General features: G+C 67.8%; 11 protein-coding genes. 10 read left to right on the forward strand and 1 reads right to left on the reverse strand.

All coding sequences use genetic code 11. The features are described 5' to 3' along the window. Nucleotides 1-377: 377 nt before the first annotated feature. The 6 genes from ACIBHX_RS24100 to ACIBHX_RS24125 all read left to right on the forward strand — a co-directional run bounded on the left by ACIBHX_RS24100 (nt 378) and on the right by ACIBHX_RS24125 (nt 9,865). Nucleotides 378-1,463, forward strand: coding sequence for a cytochrome P450 (locus ACIBHX_RS24100; RefSeq protein ID WP_397069448.1), 1,086 nt, complete (start codon nt 378-380; stop codon nt 1,461-1,463). After that, on the forward strand, nt 1,460-2,701 hold the full coding sequence (locus tag ACIBHX_RS24105) for a condensation domain-containing protein (protein ID WP_397069449.1): 1,242 nt from the start codon (nt 1,460-1,462) through the stop codon (nt 2,699-2,701). Before ACIBHX_RS24100 ends, ACIBHX_RS24105 begins: the two co-directional genes overlap by 4 nt. 128 nt (nt 2,702-2,829) lie before the next feature. After that, a complete protein-coding gene (locus ACIBHX_RS24110) occupies nt 2,830-6,276 on the forward strand; it encodes an amino acid adenylation domain-containing protein (protein ID WP_397069450.1) in 3,447 nt (1,148 codons plus the stop codon). 2 nt (nt 6,277-6,278) lie between these two features. Further along, nucleotides 6,279-7,031: an SDR family NAD(P)-dependent oxidoreductase gene (locus ACIBHX_RS24115; RefSeq protein ID WP_397069451.1), complete on the forward strand. Its 753-nt coding sequence runs from the start codon at nt 6,279-6,281 to the stop codon at nt 7,029-7,031. Next, nucleotides 7,025-8,179 (forward strand): pyridoxal phosphate-dependent aminotransferase, encoded by a 1,155-nt coding sequence (locus tag ACIBHX_RS24120; RefSeq protein WP_397069452.1) that lies wholly within the window; start codon nt 7,025-7,027, stop codon nt 8,177-8,179. Before ACIBHX_RS24115 ends, ACIBHX_RS24120 begins: the two co-directional genes overlap by 7 nt. Nucleotides 8,180-8,254: 75 nt before the next feature. Beyond that, complete coding sequence (locus ACIBHX_RS24125) at nt 8,255-9,865, forward strand: (2,3-dihydroxybenzoyl)adenylate synthase (RefSeq protein WP_397069453.1); 1,611 nt, start codon at nt 8,255-8,257, stop codon at nt 9,863-9,865. A gap of 10 nt (nt 9,866-9,875) precedes the next feature. Here the strand turns inward: ACIBHX_RS24125 and ACIBHX_RS24130 are convergent, their stop codons facing one another. Next, entirely contained in the window at nt 9,876-10,916 is a 1,041-nt protein-coding gene (locus tag ACIBHX_RS24130) for a methyltransferase (RefSeq protein WP_397069454.1), read from the reverse strand. A gap of 187 nt (nt 10,917-11,103) precedes the next feature. Here ACIBHX_RS24130 and ACIBHX_RS24135 point away from each other — a divergent pair, with 187 nt between their 5' ends. The 4 genes from ACIBHX_RS24135 to ACIBHX_RS24150 all read left to right on the forward strand — a co-directional run bounded on the left by ACIBHX_RS24135 (nt 11,104) and on the right by ACIBHX_RS24150 (nt 18,939). Then, complete coding sequence (locus ACIBHX_RS24135; protein WP_397069455.1) at nt 11,104-12,417, forward strand: hypothetical protein; 1,314 nt, start codon at nt 11,104-11,106, stop codon at nt 12,415-12,417. Further along, on the forward strand, nt 12,414-13,595 hold the full coding sequence (locus ACIBHX_RS24140; protein WP_397069456.1) for a cytochrome P450: 1,182 nt from the start codon (nt 12,414-12,416) through the stop codon (nt 13,593-13,595). The genes ACIBHX_RS24135 and ACIBHX_RS24140 overlap by 4 nt, the downstream gene beginning before the upstream one ends. A 61-nt stretch (nt 13,596-13,656) precedes the next feature. Continuing rightward, entirely contained in the window at nt 13,657-14,817 is a 1,161-nt protein-coding gene (locus ACIBHX_RS24145; protein WP_397069457.1) for a cytochrome P450, read from the forward strand. A gap of 789 nt (nt 14,818-15,606) precedes the next feature. Next, nucleotides 15,607-18,939, forward strand: a complete 3,333-nt coding sequence (locus ACIBHX_RS24150) for an NPCBM/NEW2 domain-containing protein (RefSeq protein WP_397069458.1) — start codon at nt 15,607-15,609, stop codon at nt 18,937-18,939. Nucleotides 18,940-18,992: the final 53 nt, after the last annotated feature.

Below are 18,992 nucleotides of genomic sequence, written 5' to 3' on the forward strand. Positions count from 1 at the left end.
TTTACTACGCGATTCTGTTTGGAAGATGAGCCCGAATTGGTGAAGGAATCAATCTTTTACCAGGTGACATTGTCGGCGCTGGGCAAGATCCCTTTCCGGATGCCAGGAGCCGTCGCACGGGACCCCACCGCGGCCACCGATCGCCGGCGCGAGGCAGATCGGGGGTTCTGGAGGGGGAAAGTTCCGGCCCTCGACTGGCCGGGCACAATCGAACAGGCTGGGGCGGCATGGAGGTGCCCTACCGGACAGCGAAATCTCCGCGGTTGTGTCCTTTCGACCCGGATCATCCATCAGCTGTAGCGGACCCTTACCCGGGGTATCAGTTGTTGCGGGAACAGGCCCCCGTATGCCACCTCCCGGATCGTGATCTGTGGCTCGTGGCAAGACATGCCGAGGTCGTCGAGGTGCTGAGCGATCCGGACCGCTTCTCGTCGCTGCTGGGCATGGGCGCGGTGCCCCGCGCGCACCTTCCCCGATCGGTGGAGTATCGGATCGGGGCGCCGGGGGTTCGGGTGCTGATAGCGACGGACCCGCCCCAGCACACGAGGCTGCGGCGCGCGGTGCTCGCACCCTTTTCCCGCTCGGCGGTCGCCAAGTTGACCCCGAAGATCGAGGAGATCGCGAAGGGGTTGGTGGCCGGGCTTCTGGCGCATGCCGAGCACGGGTCGGCCGATATCTATCGCGACCTCGCCGCCCCATTGCCCGTGCTCGTCCTCGCGGAACTGCTCGGCGTGTCCACCGAGGTGCGCGAGGAGTTCATGGAGTGGGCGGCGGTCATCACGGATGATCTCGACACGATCGGCTCCACCGAGTTCCGCTTGGGCCGCGGCTACGACATGTTCCGCTATTTCTACCGGGAGATCCGCCGCCGCAAGCAGAAGCCGAGTGACGACCTGCTCAGCGTCGTGGCCGCGACCGACGCGGCCGGGCTGTCCGACCACGAAGTGCTGGCGTTCTGCGCCTTCCTGCTGGTCGCCGGGGTGGAAACGACGGCCAACCTGTTCACCAACATCATCGACAACCTGTTCCGCTGCCCCGAGGTGCTGGAGCGCCTCTGGGCCGCACCCGAATTCGCCGAGGCGGTGGTGGAGGAGTCATTGCGCTACGACACCTCCGTGCAGGGGCTGTGGCGCGCAACCGTGGCCGAGGACCGGCTGGGCGGGGTCGCCCTACCCGCCGGTGCGAGGCTCCTGGTGCTCTTCGGCTCCGCCAACCGGGACGAGGACGTCTTCTCCGAAGCGGCCACGTTCGATCCCGAGCGCACGCCGAACCCGCACCTCGCCTTCGGTTACGGCCACCACCGCTGCCTGGGCGCCGGGCTGGCCAAGGCGGAGCTGGTCGTCGCCCTCCAGACGCTGGTCAAGGCGACCGGAGGCATCTTGCCCAAGGGGCTGCCCGTGCGCAGGAACAGCCTGGTCCTGCGCGGCTTCACCGCCCAGCCGGTGACAGTATGGCCGAGGTGAGGCAGCTCCCCGCCTCGGTGGCACAGCGCCTGCTGTGGGTGCTGGAGCGGTTCCGGGGCGAGGAGGGGGCCGCGAACTGCCCGATCGTGCTCCGCCTGCGTGGGCGGCTCGACGAAGAGCGCCTCAGCGAGGGCTTGTCGGCGTTGACCGCGCGGCATGAGAGCCTGCGGACGACCTTCACCGGAAGGGGCGCCCGGCTGACCCAGCTCGTGCACGAGCCGCAACCGGTACGGTTGCATCACCGGGATGTCGTCTCCGGCGACCCCGACAGCGGCCTGCGTGAGGCGATCACCGACGAAGTTCGCCTTCCGGTGGACGCCGAACGATGGCCCACGCGCATCACGCTCTTCAGGCTCGCCGACGACGACCATTGCCTGTGCATCAACCTCCATCACGCGGTGACGGACGGCAGCTCGTGCGGGCTCATCGTCCGCGACCTGCAGTCACTCACCGGCGCCGGTCCACCGCTCCCCCGGGTGCGCTGGCAGTACGCCCAATTCTGCCGGTGGCAGGAGGAGTGGCTGGCTGGTCCCGGCATGCGCGAGGACCGGGCGTACTGGACGAGCCACCTCGCCGGTGCCCGGGTCCCGCGGGTTCCGGTACGGGAGGCGGCACCCGGGTCATGGGTCAGCGCCAGCGTCACCGACACGATCGACGCGGCCACGGTCTCCATCCTGGAACGTATCGCCCGCGGCCACCGGACAACCCTCGCGTCGGCCATGCTCGCCATCTACTACCTGGTCCTGCGCGAGCTCACGGCCGATGACGACCTGGTGGTCGCCTCGTTCCTGGCCAACCGGACCCGCGCCGAACTACGAGACACCGTCGGGCTGCTGGCGAACATGGCTGTGCTGCGCACGCGGATCGGCGGCCAGGACGACTTCGGCGAGGTGCTGCGCCGTACCCACGCCACGGCGATGGGCGCTTTCGTGCACCAACGACTCCCCTACCAGCTGCTGCGGGGCGACACATTCGCCGAGCCCGGCCGAAGACCCGACGACGTCATGTTCCAGATGGTCCCAGAGCTGCCCGGGAACCTGCGCGTGGCCGGGGCCGAGGCCGAGATCGTCGTCATCGACCAGCTCGCCAGCCGATTCGAGTGCGAGTTCCAGATATATCCGCAGAACGGCAGGCATCGGGTGGTGCTCTGCTACAACCGCGCCCGGCTCGACGACGACGTGGCGAAACGGCTCGTCGGCGACTACATCGCAACGGCCAAGACGGTCACGTCGAGGTGATGCCCAAATGGGGATAGTCCTCAGTTGACCGGGCGAGTAGAGGCCGGTTGTTGCCGTGACCTGCATCGGTGTGTGATCGCCTGTACGCGACGTTCATGCCTTCCCGCCCAAGGAAGGGACACGACCTCATGAGCACGACCAAGCCAGCCGCCGGCCGGGCCGATCAGAACCACGTTCTCGGGCCGGCCGACATGCGGGAGGCCGTGGCCGGACTGCTGGGGATGCACGCGGGAGATCTCGACGATCACCAGAACCTGCTCTCGCTCGGCATGGAGTCCATAGCCGTCATGCGGGTGGCGAACCTCTTCCGCCGAGCGGGAGTGCGGGTGACGTTCGAGGACCTGGTAGAGGAGCCGACCCTCGCGCGTTGGCTCACGCTGCTGGCCGACTCCGATCATCGGCTCGCGAGCTCAGGTCCGCCGGCCCGGCGGACACCCGTCGATGAGAACGACGAGCATGCCCTTGCCCCGATGCAGCAGGCGTACTGGATCGGTGGCCAGGACGGGCAGCCGTTGGGTGGCGTGAGCGCGCACTTCTACGCGGAGTTCGACGGCCGCGACGTCGAACCGGATCGGCTGGAGGCGGCCGTGCGCGCGCTGCTTGCCCGCCACGGCATGCTCCGCGCCCGATTCACTCCCAACGGTCGCCAGCAGGTGATGGCGACGAGCCCGTGGCCGGGACTGACGGTGCGCGACCTACGGGGCGTGGCCGGTGAGGACGAGTTGACCAGGCTGCGGACGGAGCTGTCCCATCGCCGGTTCGACATCGAGCACGGCGACGTCTTCGACGTCCAGCTGTCGCTGGTGGGCGGGAGCCGTACCCGGCTGCACGTCAGCATCTCGATGCTGGTGGCCGACGCGCAGAGCTACCAGCTCCTGCTGTCGGACCTCGCCGCGCTGTACCGGGACCCCGGTGCCGGGTTGAGACCACCGGGCTACTCGTTCGCGCAGTATCTCGCCGACCAGCGGGAGCTGGAGGACGCCGAAGCCGCCGAGGCGGCCAGGAACCATTGGCGAGGCAGGCTGGCGGAGTTGCCCGGCCCGCCGCAGCTCCCGCTCGCCGAGGGCGCCGGGCTGCAGGAACACCGAGGTGTCACGCGCTACTACCAGCGGCTGTCGGCGGCCGACGTCGCGCGCATCTCCGCCCTGGCCCAGGCCGAGGCCCTGACGTTGCCGGTGGTGTTCTGCACCGTCTACGCCGAGGTGCTGGCCCGATGGAGTGCCGAGCCCAGATTCCTGCTGAACCTGCCCACCTTCGGGCGGCGCGACGTGCACGACGACGTCTCTCTGATCGTCGGCGACTTCACCAATGTCACGCTGCTCAGCGTCGACGCCGGCCAACCGGCGACCTTCGCGGAACGTGCCCGCGACCTGCAGGTCCAGCTGCGCTCCGACCTCACCCATGCCGAGTATTCGGGCGTCGAGGTGCTGCGCGACCTGGCACGCGTATCCCGCAGCAGCTGGTTGCGCGCCCCGGTGGTGTTCACCAGCGTCATCGGCATGGGCGACCTGTTCGGCCCGGAGGTGTGCGAGTGCTTCGGCACGCCGGTGTGGACGTCGTCGGAGACGCCGCAGGTGTGGCTGGATCAGCAGTTGATCGAGAGCGGCGACGGCGGGTTGCTGATCAACTGGGACGTCACGAACGGCGTGTTCCCCGCCGGTCTGGTCGATGCGCTGACCAGCGCGTACGAGGGGGCGTTGACCTCGCTCACCGACGCGGCGTCCTGGCACGAGCCCCTCGCGGTCCCGCTGCCACCAAGCCAGGCGGCGGTGCGCACGCGCGTGAACGCAACAGGCGCCCCCCTTCGGCTGGGCCGATTGCACCAGCGCTTCTTCGACAGAGCCTCCCTGCACCCGGACAGAACCGCACTGGTGTGGGGCGAGTCAGACGAGCTCAGCTACGGCGAGCTGGCAGACCGGGCCCGGCGGATCGCCGGCGGCCTCCACGCGGTGGGAATCTCGCCCGGCGACACGGTCGCGGTGACGACCGCGAAAGGACCGTGGCAGATCGCCGCCGTCCTGGGAGTCCTCGCCGCCGGGGCGGCGTACGTCCCGATCGGGATCGACCAGCCGACCGCGAGGCGGGAACGGATGTACCGGACCGCCGGGGTCGGCGGTGTCGTCTGCACCGGCGACGAGATCGTACGGCTGGGCTGGCCAGGCGAGTTGCCGGTCTTCGACGTCCACCAGCTGGCGCGGTACCAACCGGTATCCGTCGACGGCGTCCTGCCCGCCGACAACGGGCCGGCCTACGTGATCTTCACGTCGGGGTCCACAGGCGAGCCGAAAGGCGTGGAGATCACCCACCGGGCGGCGATGAACACCGTCATGGCGGTCAACGACCATTTCGGCATCGGCGAGCGTGACAGGGTGCTCGCCCTGTCCGCCCTCGACTTCGACCTGTCGGTCTACGACATCTTCGGGCTGCTGTCGGCCGGCGGTGCCGTGGTCCTGGTGGACGAGCTGGACCGGAAGGAGGCACGCAGCTGGGGGCGGCTCGTGCGGCAGCACGGGGTCACGGTGTGGAATTCCGTCCCTGCCCTGCTGGACATGCTCCTGGTCGGCGGAGGGCTGTCGGACCCGGACGACGTGCCGCAGGTCATCCTCGTATCCGGGGACTGGGTGAGTGTCGATCTTCCCGGGCGGGTCCGGAGGCTGCGCCCGAATGCCCGCTTCGCGGCCCTCGGCGGCGCCACCGAGGCTGCGATCTGGTCGAACCTGCTCGAGGTGGAAGACGCCCGGCCGGAATGGAGCGCGGTGCCCTACGGCTATCCGTTGCCTGCACAGCGGTTCCGCGTCACCGACGGGCACGGCAGGGACCGGCCGGACTGGGTACCCGGCGAGCTGTGGATCGGTGGTTCCGGACTGGCCACGGGCTACCGCAACGCGCCCGAGGCGACCGCGTCGGCGTTCGTCCACGACGGCGGTGACCGGTGGTATCGCACGGGGGACCTCGCCCGCTACCTGCCCGACGGGATGGTGGAATTCCTCGGGCGCTCCGACGACCAGGTGAAGATCGGCGGGCATCGGATCGAGCTCGGGGAGATCGAAGCGGCTCTGGCTCGCCTGCCGTACGTCGAACGAGCGGTCGCCCTCGCGGTCGGCTCGCCGCACCGCAGAATCGCCGCGGCGCTGGTCGGCACGGATGCGCCCGACGCGAAGCGAGCACTCGCCGACGAACTTCCCGCGCACATGATTCCGGATGAGATCATCACGCTTCCCGAGATCCCGCTCACCGGCACCGGCAAGGTGGACCGGCGGCGGCTGGCCGAGTTGCTGGAACGGGCGCACACCACCGATGCGCAGCCGGAGCCGCCGGAAGGCCCGACCGAACGCGCACTCGCCGCGATCTGGGCCGATGTCCTGGAGGTGTCAGAGATCGGACGCCGCGACACCTTCTTCGGCCTCGGTGGCGACAGTCTGCAGGCGACCAGAATGCAGGAATCGGTCCGCACCCGGCTCGGAGTGGCGGTGACGCTCCGGCAGCTGCTCTCCGCCCCCACCGTCGCCGAGCTGGCCGTCGTGGTCGACGCCGAGCGGAAATTGGCCGGCGAGTTCGAAGAGGGCGGGATCTGACCGTGGGATCAGTCGCCATCGTGACCGGTGCCGGGAGCGGCCTCGGCCGCTGTCTCGCCGTCAGCCTCGCCGCCGACAAGATCTCGCTGGTTCTCGTCGGCCGGCGTGCGCACCAGCTCGACACCGCACGCGCGGAATGCGTCGAGGCCGGCGCCTCCCCCGATGACGTCCTCGCGGTCACCGCGGACCTGTCCCATCCCGACTCCGCGGCCCGCGTGGTCGCCGTGGCACGAGACCGCTTGGGCGGCGTCGACATGCTTGTCAACAATGCGGCGGTGGCCACCTTCGGCCGGCTGGAGTCGATCCCCGTCGAGACCTTCACACAGCTGTTCCAGCTGAACGTGCTGGGCCCCGCCGCGCTGATCCGGCAGGCGGCGCCGTTGTTGCGCCTGAGCCGTGGCAGCGTCGTCAACGTGGGTTCCATCGGCGGGCTGCTGGCCGTACCTGACCGATCGTTCTACGGCGCCACGAAGGCGGCCCTGCATCACCTCACCCGGTCTCTCGCACGGGAGCTGGCACCCGAGATCCGGGTCAACGCCGTGCTCCCCGGAGCCGTCGACACCGAGATGTACGACCACCTCGGCCTGGACGAGGACGCGACCAGGAGATTGAGAGAGGACATGATCCGCACCACCCCGCTCGGAAGGATGGGCCGGCCGGAGGACGTGGTTCCCTGGATCCGGATGATGCTCGGCCCGGCCGCATCGTGGATGACCGGCACGCTGCTGGTGGTGGACGGGGGCCGGTCGTGCTGATCAGCGAGCGTAGCCGGAGCATTCCGCTCTCCTGCCTCCACGAAATCCACCGGCTCGTCGGCGCGCATCCACGGCCGGTCATCGCCCTGCACGTGGGCGAGCCGTACATCCGCATGCCGCAGGAGGCGGTCGAGGGATACTGCAGGGCGATCCGCGACGGCCACACCGCCTACACGGGCGCGCGCGGGCTGGAAGCGCTGCACGAGGCACTCGCCGATCGGCTGGCCGACAACGGCCGGCCGCCGGCGGACCGCATCTTCGTCACCCCCGGCTCCTGCCAGGCGATCAGCGCGATCATGCAGTCGATCGCCGTGGACGGCGGGCAGGTGGTGTTGCCGGAGTTGCACTGGCCGATGCACTACCAGCAGGTGACGATGACCGGCATGGCGACGCGTTTCGCCCCCTTCGGCGATGGCCGTTCCGTCGCCGACGTGCTGGAGGCCTGTGCGAGCGAGCGCACCGTCGCGGTCCTGGTGAACTCGCCGGGCAACCCGAGCGGGCGGGTCTGGTCCGCCCAGGAGCTTCACGAACTCCATGACTGGGCGGTACGCCGGCGGGTGATGGTGATCAGCGACGAGGCCTACGAGGACTTCGTCTACGACGGCGAGCCCTGCCGAATCGCCGACCTCGACCTGGAGCTGCCGCCAGAAGACCGAGTGGTCTTCTCGGTGCACACCTTCTCCAAGGGCTACTCCATGACCGGCTGCCGCCTCGGCTACGCCAGCGCCCCGAACGACGATCGCGCCGCGCTCCTCACCCGGGTCCAGGAGGCGACCCTGGTGGCTCCGAGCACGCCGGTGCAGTACGCGGGGCTGGCGGCGCTCGGCGCGCCGGCCCACCTGGCCGCACATCGCGAGTACGTGCGGCAGACCAGGGACTCGGTCGTGAACCGGCTCGGCGACAAACTCCTCTACATGGCTCCGGCGGGTGGCTGGTACGTCCTGCTCGACCTGAGTGCCTATACCGACGACACGTATCAGTTCTGCAAGCAGGCGCTTTCCGACATCGACGTCGGCATCGCTCCCGGCCGGGGGTTCCTCCCTGCCGGGAATCCGGTGGCGGATCGCCTGGTGCGGATCACTCTGTGCGCGGAACGCGAGTCCACTCTCGAGGGCGTGCGCAGGCTCGCGGCGTACCTCGGGATGTGAAGCGGCGATCACGTTGGAGACGCCGGCTCCGAGACGGGGCCGCTATCGAAGGGAGCGGCGAAGGTGAGACCTGAGATGCCGTTACCGGGTGTGGTCGGATATCCCCCGGAGTTCGCCGAGCGCTACCGGGCCGAGGGCTATTGGCGGGGCGAGGTTCTGGGAGACCTGCTGCGCCCCTGGAACCAGAGCGACCGCATCGGCGTCGTCGACCCGCAGGGCACGCGTTGGTCCTATGCGGAGCTCGACCGTCAGGCCGACAGGTTCGCGGCCGGGCTGGCGGGGCTCGGCATCAGGCGCGGCGACCGGATCGTCGTCCAGCTGCCGAACATCGCCGCCTTCGTCACCGTCAGCGTCGGCTGCTACAGGCTGGGCGCCATTCCTGTGTACGGCCTGCCCGGCCACCGGCGCAGGGAGATCTGCTACCTGGCCGAGCACTCCGAGGCGGTCGGCTACGTCGTGGCCGACGAGTATCAGGGCTTCTCCTATACGGGGCTCGCGCGCGAGGTCCAGAAGGAGGTCTCATCGGTACGGCACGTCATCGTGGTCGGTGAGCCGGCCGAGTTCCTCGGCTTCGACGACGTGCTGGCGGAGCCGGTGTCCCTGCCGGGGCCCGAGCCCTCGGCCGTCGCGTTCTTCCTGTTGTCAGGTGGCACCACCGGGCTGCCCAAGCTGATTCCGCGTACCCACGACGATTACGCCTACCAGCTGCACGCCACCGCGGCGGCGACCGGGACGGATGAGCGGGGCTGCTATCTGGCCTCGCTGCCCGTCGCTCACAACGCGGCGCTCGGCTGCCCCGGCCTGCTCGGCACGCTGGCCGTCGGCGGCAAGGTCGTGCTGCCGCGCAACCCCAGCCCCGACGTGGTCTTCGACCTGCTGGAGACCGAGCGGGTGACGCTCACGACCTTGATGCCGCCGATGGTCCAGGTGTGGCGGGAGGCCAGGGAGTTCTTCGACGTCGACATGTCCGGGCTGCTCATCCAGGTCGGCAGCGCGCACCTGTCGCCGGATCTGGCGGGCAGCATCATGACCGAGATGGGGGCGAGGCTGACCCACTGGTTCGGGATGGCGGAGGGGCTGCTCACCTATACCCGCCTCGACGACCCGGACGACGTCGTCATCGAGACGCAGGGCCGCTCGCTGGCGGCGGCCGACGAGATCAAGGTGGTCGATGACACCGATGCCGAGGTCGCGCGGGGCGAGATAGGCGAGCTGCTCACGCGAGGGCCGTACACCATCCGGGGCTATTACCGGGCCGACGACGTCAACGCCAGGGCGTTCACCGCCGACGGCTTCCTGCGCACCGGTGACCTGGTACGGATCACCTCGGACGGAAACATGGTCGTCGAAGGACGGTTGAAGGACGTCATCAACAAGGGCGGCGAGAAGATCGTCTCGGCGGAGCTGGAGGACGTGCTCGGCCTTCACCCCGCCTTCCGTCAGGTGGCGGTGGTCGGGGTGCCGCACGAGCTGATGGGAGAGGTTCCGTGTGTCTTCGCCGTGGGAGAGGGGCGGCCGCCGACGCTGTCGGAGGTTCGCGCGTTCCTGACCTCTCACGGTGTCGCCACGTACAAACTGCCGGACAGGGTGGAGATGGTGGCCGCGCTGCCGCGTACGACCGTCGGGAAGATCGACAAGCAGCGGTTGCGTGCGGATTTCGTCGCTCGGGCAGGCGACTCGGGGTGAAGAGCGGCGGTCAGGTCGCCGGAACGGCCTCGACCAGCGGGAACATCGGCGTCGGGATCACCCTGGAGATGCGGAACCCGGCGCCGCCGAGCAACGCATGGAGCTCCTCCTCGGTGCGGGCGCAGCCACCGCCCATCGTCAGCAGAATCAGGTCGTAGGCCTTGCCGACCTCGTCGCTGTCGCCGGGGAATGACACCGGCTCGTGGATCAGCAGCCTGCTGTCCTCGCGCATGGCCTCGCGCACCCGGCTGAGCAGCAGGTGGGCACGATCGTCCGCCCAGGACCACAACACGCGCTTGAGCAGGTAGGCGTCGGCGCCTGACGGCACGTCGTCGTCGAAGAAGCTGCCGCCGACGACGGTGCAACGGTCGGTCAACCCGGCTTCACGCAGCAGGCCATGCGCGTTGGCCACGACATGCGGCTGGTCGAACAGGGTCCCGCGCATGTGGCGCAGCCGGCTCAGCAGGCCGATCAGGAACATCCCGTTGCCACCGCCGACGTCGACCACCGAGTTCAGCCCGGCCCACGAGTCGTAGGCGGACAACACGGTGCGCACCTCTACTCGGGTCCCGGCCGCCTGAGAGCCGTCGAACCGCTTGCTTTCCTCGGGGTGCTCGACCATGTATTCCCAGTAGCCCATCCCGTGGACGTACTCGAATGACGAGCGCCCGGTGCGCAGGGTGTAGTCGAACCGCGCCCAGGCCTGCAGGTCGCCGACGAGCAGCGGGTAGGCCTCGCGCAACGAGACGGGATGATCACTGCGCAGCGGCTGGGCCAGCGGGGTCAGGCCGAAGACACCCGGTTCGGTTTCGGTGAAGATGCCCTTGCCCGCCAACGCGCGAAGGACGCGCAGCAGCGCCTGAGGTTCGGCGTTGCTGCGCTTGGCCAGGTCGGGAATCGGCAGCGGCCCGTCGACGAGGTGATCGGCCACACCTAGCGTGCAGATGGCCCGAATCGCGAAGGGCACCACGTAGTCGGCCAGCTCGGCCAGCCGCTGTACCGATGCGATGTCTATGTGGGGCCGACCAGCCGTGCTGACGTCGTCAGGCATTTCGATCTCCTCCGCTGCCGGTGGAAAGGATCCTGATATGGAATCCCGGCGTATCGCAAGCCGTACACAGAAGCCGCCTCGCGCGCGTATTCCACCGCTGTTGTGGTCAGAGAAGGCGCCGCGATACCCATAAAGCGGCGAAAACCATGCGGAAGAGCTTCTTTCCCCGACGACTGAGGGTGAGCTCATGACCAGAATGTGGTGGGACTTCCGCCCATACCTTCGCGGCCTCGTGATCGACGCCCTGGGGATCAGCAGGCCGCCGAAGAACCCGGCGCCGCCGGACAAGGGCCCGTCCATCGTCGTCCTACCGTTCGAGAGCGCGGGCGCCGACGACGAATACCTCACTGACGGCGTCACCCAGGACCTGATGAACAACCTCGCGCGAAGCAGCAACGCCGTGTTCGTCATCTCCGCCGACACCGCCTTCTCCTTGAAGGGCACCAAGACCGACCCCACCCAGCTCGGCACCGAACTTGGCGTCCGGTACATCCTGCGCGGCTCGGTGGAGCGCACCGGGGATCAGCTTGGGATCAACGCGGAGCTCATCGAGGCCCGCCCCGGCGCCACCCTCTGGTCGGCATCGTTCGAGTGCGGGCTCATGGACATGCACGCGGTCCAGGTCGAGATCGTCGAGAGGATCCTCCAGGCCGTCGGCTTCGAGCTCGAGTCAGCCGAACTGGACCGGCTGACCAGGCCGCCGAAGAGCATCCGCTCCGTCGAGGCGGTGTGGCGGGGTTACTACCACATGCGTCAGCTGCACCACAAAGACCTCCTCGCCGCACGCGCTCTCTTTCAGGGCGCCATCGACGAGGATCCGGAACTCGCCAGCGCCTACGGCCTGCTCGCGGGGACCTACACCCAGGAGCACACCCAAGGCTGGAGCCTCGACCCGGCCCATCTCGACCACGCGTGGGCGCTCGCCTCCAGGTGCGTCGAGCTCGACCCCGACTCCGGGGTCGGCCACGGCATCCTCGGCGTCGTCGAGCTCGTGAGGGGCAACTGGCGAGAGGCGGTCAAGCACGAGGACCGCTCCATCACCGCGGACCCGTGCATCACCTGGCCGCACGCGATGCGCGGCGTCGCGCTCACCATGGGACACCAGCGTCTCGAGGCCAGCCGCTCCATCCGCCGGGCGCTGCGCCTCGACCCCTTCCCGCCACACGGGTTGCTGATGGCGCTCGCCTACATCAACTTGGGCGCCGGCCGGCAGGCCGAGGCGATGGAGCTGCTGGAGAAGGTCCGGAGGGAGAACGACGACAACATCCTCGTCCGGATCGGCCTGGCCGCCTACCACCAGCGCGAAGGGGACAAGGAGTACGCCCGCGAGCTGACCCAGCAGATTCTGCGGATCAACCCGGCCATCACGGCCGAGATCGCGAAAGAGCTCATCCCCTCGCTCGAACGGATCCATCCGGAAAGCGAGGTCGCCCGCTACGTCGACGACCTCGCGGCCGCGGGCCTGCCGCGCGACGCCGACAAGGCGGGTGACCTACGATGACCGTCGAATACAACCCGTTCGACCCCGCGTTCGCGGCCGACCCCTATCCGTTCTTCAAGGAGCTGCGGGAGTCGGACCCGTGCCATCAGATCATGGCCGCAGACGGCGTGTGGCTCCTCACGCGGTACGACGACATCGACGCCATCCTCCATGACAGGGACCGGTTCAGCGTCGACCACCGCAACCTCAAGAGGGGCCCGGAGCAGGACCTCGCGTACGAGGCCATCTCCGTCATCCTCTTCCGGGATCCCCCTGAGCACACGAAATGGCGCAGGCACCTGTCCCAAGGGCTGACCCCCGCGTCCATCGCGGCCTACCAGCCCCGCCTCATCCAGCTCATCGACGAGCACCTCGACATGCTCGAAGACAAGGGAGAGGCGGACTTCCTCGCCGACGTCGCGATCCCGATCCCGTTCCAGGCCATCTCCGAACTCCTCGGGATGCCGCCGGAGGACCGGGCCCAGGTCCACGCCTGGACCTCTGACATCGTCAACCTCACAGAACCGGTGGCGAGCCCGGAGGTCACCCGCGCGATCGTCCGCTCCAGAGACGAGATGCGCGATTACCTTCAAGACGTGTGCGCCCGCAAACGGGCCCACCCGGGTGACGACGTCCTGTCGAAGCTGCTCGCAGCCCCCGACGGCTTCACTGAAGACGAGCTCATCAGTCACGTGATCCTGCTCCACGTCTCCGCCCCGGAGCCGACCGCCAGCCACCTCACGTACGGAGTCCTGGCCCTGGCGCGCCACCCCGCCCAGGCCGCCGAGCTGCGCGACGACCCCTCCCTCGCCCGCAACGCCGTCGAGGAACTGCTGCGCTACGAGGCACCACTCCAGCTCACCGGACGCTACCCGCTGCAGGACATCGAACTGCACGGCCGGACCATCGAGGCAGGCACGGCCATCGTCATGTCCCTCGCGTCTGCGAACCACGACCCGGACAAGTGGGGACCGACCGCCGACGATCTCGATCTGCGCCGGGATCACGCCAACGAGCACCTGTCGTTCGCCCGTGGCATCCACGCGTGCGTCGGCGCCGCGCTCGCCCGCCTCCACGGCCAGCTGACCTTCAGCCGGATGCTCCTCCGCTTCCCACGCCTCGAGCTCGTCGAGGAGCCGACGTGGAACAGCCTGCTGAACCGCCGCGGCCCGACGCAGTTGAGGATCTCCGTCCGCTGATCCCGTCGGGAAGCGAGCGACCCCAGTACGTCCCGGAAGTCACCGAAAGGCAGGCCAGCCCATGAGCTCCGCTCCAGACTTCGACCCGCTCAGCCCGGCCATGCTGGAAGACCCCTACCCCGTGTACGCGGATCTCCAGGAGAGGCATCCGATCTTCTGGGACGAGAAGGTGGGCGCCTGGGTCGTCACCCGCTACGACGACTGCCGAGAGATCCTCATGGACTCCGAACTGTTCGTCCGCGACCCACGCCGGGTCAGCGAGGTCTCCTCCGAGTCCGGGGAGAGCATCCAGGTCATCGACGTCAAAGCGCAGGCCGAGCTGCGGCGGCTCGTCATCGGTTCCATTCACGCCCAGGACCTCGAGCAGATCGGGCGCAGGGTCCGCGCGAGCATCGACCACATCTTCGAGGGCGTCGTGTCACGGCCGTCGTTCGACTGGATGATGGAGGTGAGCGCGCGGCTCGCCGGCACGATCACGGCCGACTTCCTCGGCGTGACAGAACCCGACCCCCAGGTCTTCAAAACGATCGTCGAGGGCATGGCCCGCAAGTTCGACGCGGACCTCGCCGAGCATGACCCGGAGGCGGAACTCCGGGTCCGAGAGGCGTTCGGCACCCTCATCGACGGGTGGCTCGGCTCGCCGGAAACCCATGGCACGATGCTGACCCTCAAGAACCAAGCCGAGGCGCTGGGCGTCCCTCTGCCGGTCACCAAGAACCTCATCGGCCTCCTCTTCATCGGCAGCTTCGGGACGATCTTCGCCTCCTCCGGCAGCTTCGCCTTCCTGGTCATGCAACGACCCGACCTCTTCGAACAGCTCCGCGACCCCGCCCTGCTGGGCACCGGGATCGAAGAGTTCCTGCGGTTCGACGGACCGACGCAGGCCACGAGCCGGATCGTGCGGCGCACGACCGAGATCCGCGGCGTCACCATCAAGCAGGGTGACCCGATTCTCCTCGTTCTCGCCGCAGCCAACCGCGATCCGGCCCAGTTCCCACGGCCTCAGGAGCTCCTGCTCGACCGCACCCCGAACAAGCACCTCGGCTTCGGGTGGGGGCCCCACTCCTGCCTGGGGTCGCTGTTCGGACAGCTCGCCCTCAGGGAGTTGACCGGCGCCCTGCACGACGCACCGGGACCGCTGCGGCTGACCGGTACCCCGTTCCGGCTCCCGACGGGCACCGTGCGCAGCTTCGCCTCGCTCCCGGTCACGTTCCAGCCGTAACGCCCGTCGACGAACGCCCTCGAGACCTCTTCTCGACCCTCCACAACCCAGCGGGGTGCTGGTGCCGTAGACCTCATCGCCGGTCACCCCGCCATTGACCCCTGTCTTAGCGCTCGCTCAATCATCGAGCCCCGCCGTTCAGGCACTACGCGTTCGATCTTCGTTTGTCCTCACACGATGATCACGCGGTGGCCGTACTCATTCCGGCCCAGAGCAGGATCGCGGTCTACGAGCGTTCCGTGAGCAACTCCCCGCCGTCGCACCGGGACGATGACCCTGACGCCCCCGTGCGTGACCTCGCCGTCCGGCAGGCACTCCCATCGCCCAGCAGCTCATCCACGAACGCTGCGCCGGGCTCTCCTTCAGGCGCGACAGTGCTCCGCGCGAGCGCCTCTGGTATCCCGATCATTCGGGCACATTACGCACCAACCTGCCACGAGGCCCGAGCTCCAGCCGGCCACTACCGCCGCAAGGCAGACCGCTGGCCGCTTCGGCCGTCTACCTCTTCCTCTATCCATCCATGGAGTGACTCCTGGGGAGTGCGGTGTTGGCCTGGACGCTACACCCACGCTTGCAAGAGTTCAATGAAAGTTTTCGCTCGATCGAGCCAGTCTGTGCCGAAGGCAGGCCGCCTCGCACGCTTGCGCGCATGGGCGCGCGGAGGATAGCCGCCCTCGCCCAAGTAAACAAGAGTTGACATTGATCTTCGTGAAGCACTCAATAGGCCACACAGATCAACATCTTCCAACGTAGCGCTCCGGCTTCCTCGTCGAAGGGAATCGATTTCAGATGCGCCGTCTCACCCATGCGCTCCTAGCCTTACTGGCTTCGGCCCTTGCCGTATCCGCCCTCCCCGGATTACCTGCCGAAGCGGCAGGGCCGTACGTTGTCGAGGCCGAGAGCATGGCGCTGTCCAACTTCACGACAGCCAGCGTGGAGCACACCTTCAACGGCGCGCCGGTCGAGACCGTGAATTACATCCAGGGCGTTTCCGGCCAGTCGAGCACCGCTACCAAGGCATTCAGCGGCGCCGCCGGCACCTACGACCTCATCACGCGCTACAACGGCAAAATCGCGGGCGGAGTCACTTACACACTCGCGGTGAATTCCACCACTGTGGATTCGTGGGCCACGGCGCAGCGAAACGGTCGCGACTACACCGATCCCGCGGACATCGACACCCATACGTCGAGCAAGGTCACGCTCAACAACGGTGACACCATCAAACTGACGGCCGCGTCCGTCAACGAGACACCGCGTGTCGACAAGATCACGATCCAGGAGTACGTGGGTCCGCCGGCCAGCACACTGAGCATCGATTCACCGAACGCGGCACTGAACGCGGGCTTCACCTGGGGCAAGGACCGGGCTTTGGGCATGACGTTCTACCCTGGGAACCCGATAATGGGGCACGAACCGGAGTGGTGGCGGCTGAAGGATCCCACGCACACCACGGTGATGCCCGGTTACTGGGGCGCCTATCTGAACCGGGAGTCCTTCTACAACAGGGACATCGCCCATCAGTCGGACGGCGCGCACGCGCTCGGCCTGGACAACGAGACCTTCGCCATGCTGAAGACGTTCGCCGGCGATGCCGACGATCCGGGCCAGAACGGCTGGCCGCTTTGGGCGCACAGCTCCTACGGGAGCATGTACTACATCGACGGAACGGGATTCAGGGAACTGCCGTCACCGTTCAACGTGATGACCAAGGCCTACAAGCAGTACCAGTGGACGGGAAACCAGAACTGGATCAACGATCCGACCCTCTCGGCGTACTACGACTCGACCATGGGTTCGTTTCTGACCAACCACAAGGTGACGTGGAACGACGCGAATCCCGCCAGCGAGCAGCCGGTCGCGAAGATGCAGCCTGGCGAATACACGGCGACATTCTTCGAGTTCCCGAACGAGAATCTCGTCTCCGCCGCCGATGCGCTGGGCTACCAGTACCAGTCGATGATCGCGTATTCGGCGATCCTGAAGGAAAAGGGCGACAACGCCAACAGCGCGAAGTGGGCCGCCCGCGCCCAGCGGGTACGCGACCACTTCGAGACGAACTGGTGGGACTCGGCTACCAACCGCTACATCCGCGGCAAGGACGCCGACGGCAAGGGTTACAGCAGTTGGGGGCATGAGGCCAGCTTCCTGATGATGTTGACGGGGCTGGGCGACCAGGGCGCCAGGACAAGCGACTACCTGGACTTCATCGCCGCCAACGACGACGACCTGAATGTCGAGGCGACCTCCTATCTGCCGGAGATGTACTACCAGTACAACCGGCCTTCAGAGGGTTGGGCGTGGCTCAAGAAGCTCATGGCCGAGAAGAATGGATATCCGGAAATTTCGTTCACGGTCGTCAGCAGCACTATCGAAGGCATGATGGGGGTGCAACCGGACGCCCCGCACAACAAGGTGGCCACCATCCCGCGGTTGACCTCTGAGGTGCCGTGGGTGGAAATCAACCACCTCAAGGTCGGCGGCAACGACCTCAAGCTCAAGCACACCGGCACGACGTCCTCCACGCTGACCAACAACTCCGGCTCCACCATCACCTGGGAAGCCCAGTTCTACGGAACCCTCTCCACGATCAGCGTGAACGGCACCCCACAGACGCCGCAGACCAAGTCGCTGTACGGCCGGACGGTTTCGTACGTGGCGGTGCCGGTGACCGCCGGCGCGTCGGTCACCGCGACCGCCGGAAGCGCAGGGGGTGACACCACGGCCCCCACCGCGCCGACCCACCTCGCGGCGAGCAAGGTGACCTCGAACAGCGTGGATCTGAGCTGGACGGCGTCGACTGACAACGTCGGCGTGACCGGCTACACCATCTACCGCGGCACCACGCTGATCGGTTCGTCGACGGGCACGAGCTTCACGGCGACCGGCCTTTCCGCCTCGACGCCGTACACGTTCACGGTGAAGGCGAAGGACGCGGCCGACAACAACTCGGCGGCCAGCGACGCGGTCAACGTCACCACCGCCATCAGCGGAAACGGGCAGACAGCCGATCTGAGCGATCTCACCTGGGTCAATGCCGTGAGCGACTTCGGCACCGTTCAGAAGAACAGAAGCGTCGGGTCAAACCCCATCAAGCTGGCCGGGACCGCCTACACCAAGGGCATCGGCACGCATGCCAACAGCACCCTCACCTACACCTTGAACGGCGGGTATGCGAAGTTCCAGTCGGATGTCGGCGTGGACGACGAGATCTCCGCGGGCGCGACGGTCAGGTTCCAGGTCTGGGGCGACGGCGTCAAGCTGTACGAGAGCCCGTCGACGCTGACGGCGTCGAGCCCGACCCAGTCCATCGACGTGAGTATCGCCGGGGTGACCTCGCTGGTGCTGAAGGTGACGGATGCGGGAGACGGGATCAACAGCGACCACGCCGACTGGGCGAACGCCCGACTTGTCAGTGCGGACACCCAAGCGCCGACGGCGCCGACCCACCTGGCATCGAGCAACGTCACGTCGAGCAGTGCCCAGCTGAGCTGGACGGCGGCGACCGACAACGTCGGGGTGACGGGCTACGACATCTACCGCGGGACCGCGCTGGCCGGCTCGTCCACGAGCACGAGCTTCACAGCGACCGGGCTGTCGGCTGCGACGCCGTACACCTTCACGGTGAAGGCGAAGGACGCCGCCGGAAACGTGTCGGGTGCCAGCAATGCGGTCACGTTCACCACCTCCTCCAGCGGCGCTGCGGCGTTCCTCAGCGATCTGAACTGGACCGGTACTCCCACCATCGGGTGGGGCACCCTGCACAAGGACCGGAGCGTCGATGGGCACACCATCACCCTGAACGGGACCACGTACGCCAAGGGGCTGGGCACGCATGCGACCAGCAGCATCACCTACTCCCTGAACGGTGCCTATTCCCGGTTCCAATCGGATGTCGGGGTCGATGACGAGGTCGGCGCGAATGCGACGGTCACGTTCGAGGTCTGGGGCGACGGCGTCAAGCTGTATGAGAGTCCATCGGCGATGACTCCATCCAGTGCGGCCGCCTCCATCGACGTCAGTGTGGCCGGGGTGACCTCGCTCGTGCTGAAGGTGACGGATGCGGGAGATGGGATCAACAGCGACCACGCGGACTGGGCTGGAGCAAAGCTGACGTCATAATGCGCCGGACCGGCGGGGAGCCCTTCCAGAGCGCCCCGCCGGAGGCGAAAGGC

The organism is Nonomuraea sp. NPDC050536 (assembly GCF_044457685.1).
In the GTDB taxonomy this organism is placed as follows: Bacteria; Actinomycetota; Actinomycetes; order Streptosporangiales; family Streptosporangiaceae; genus Nonomuraea.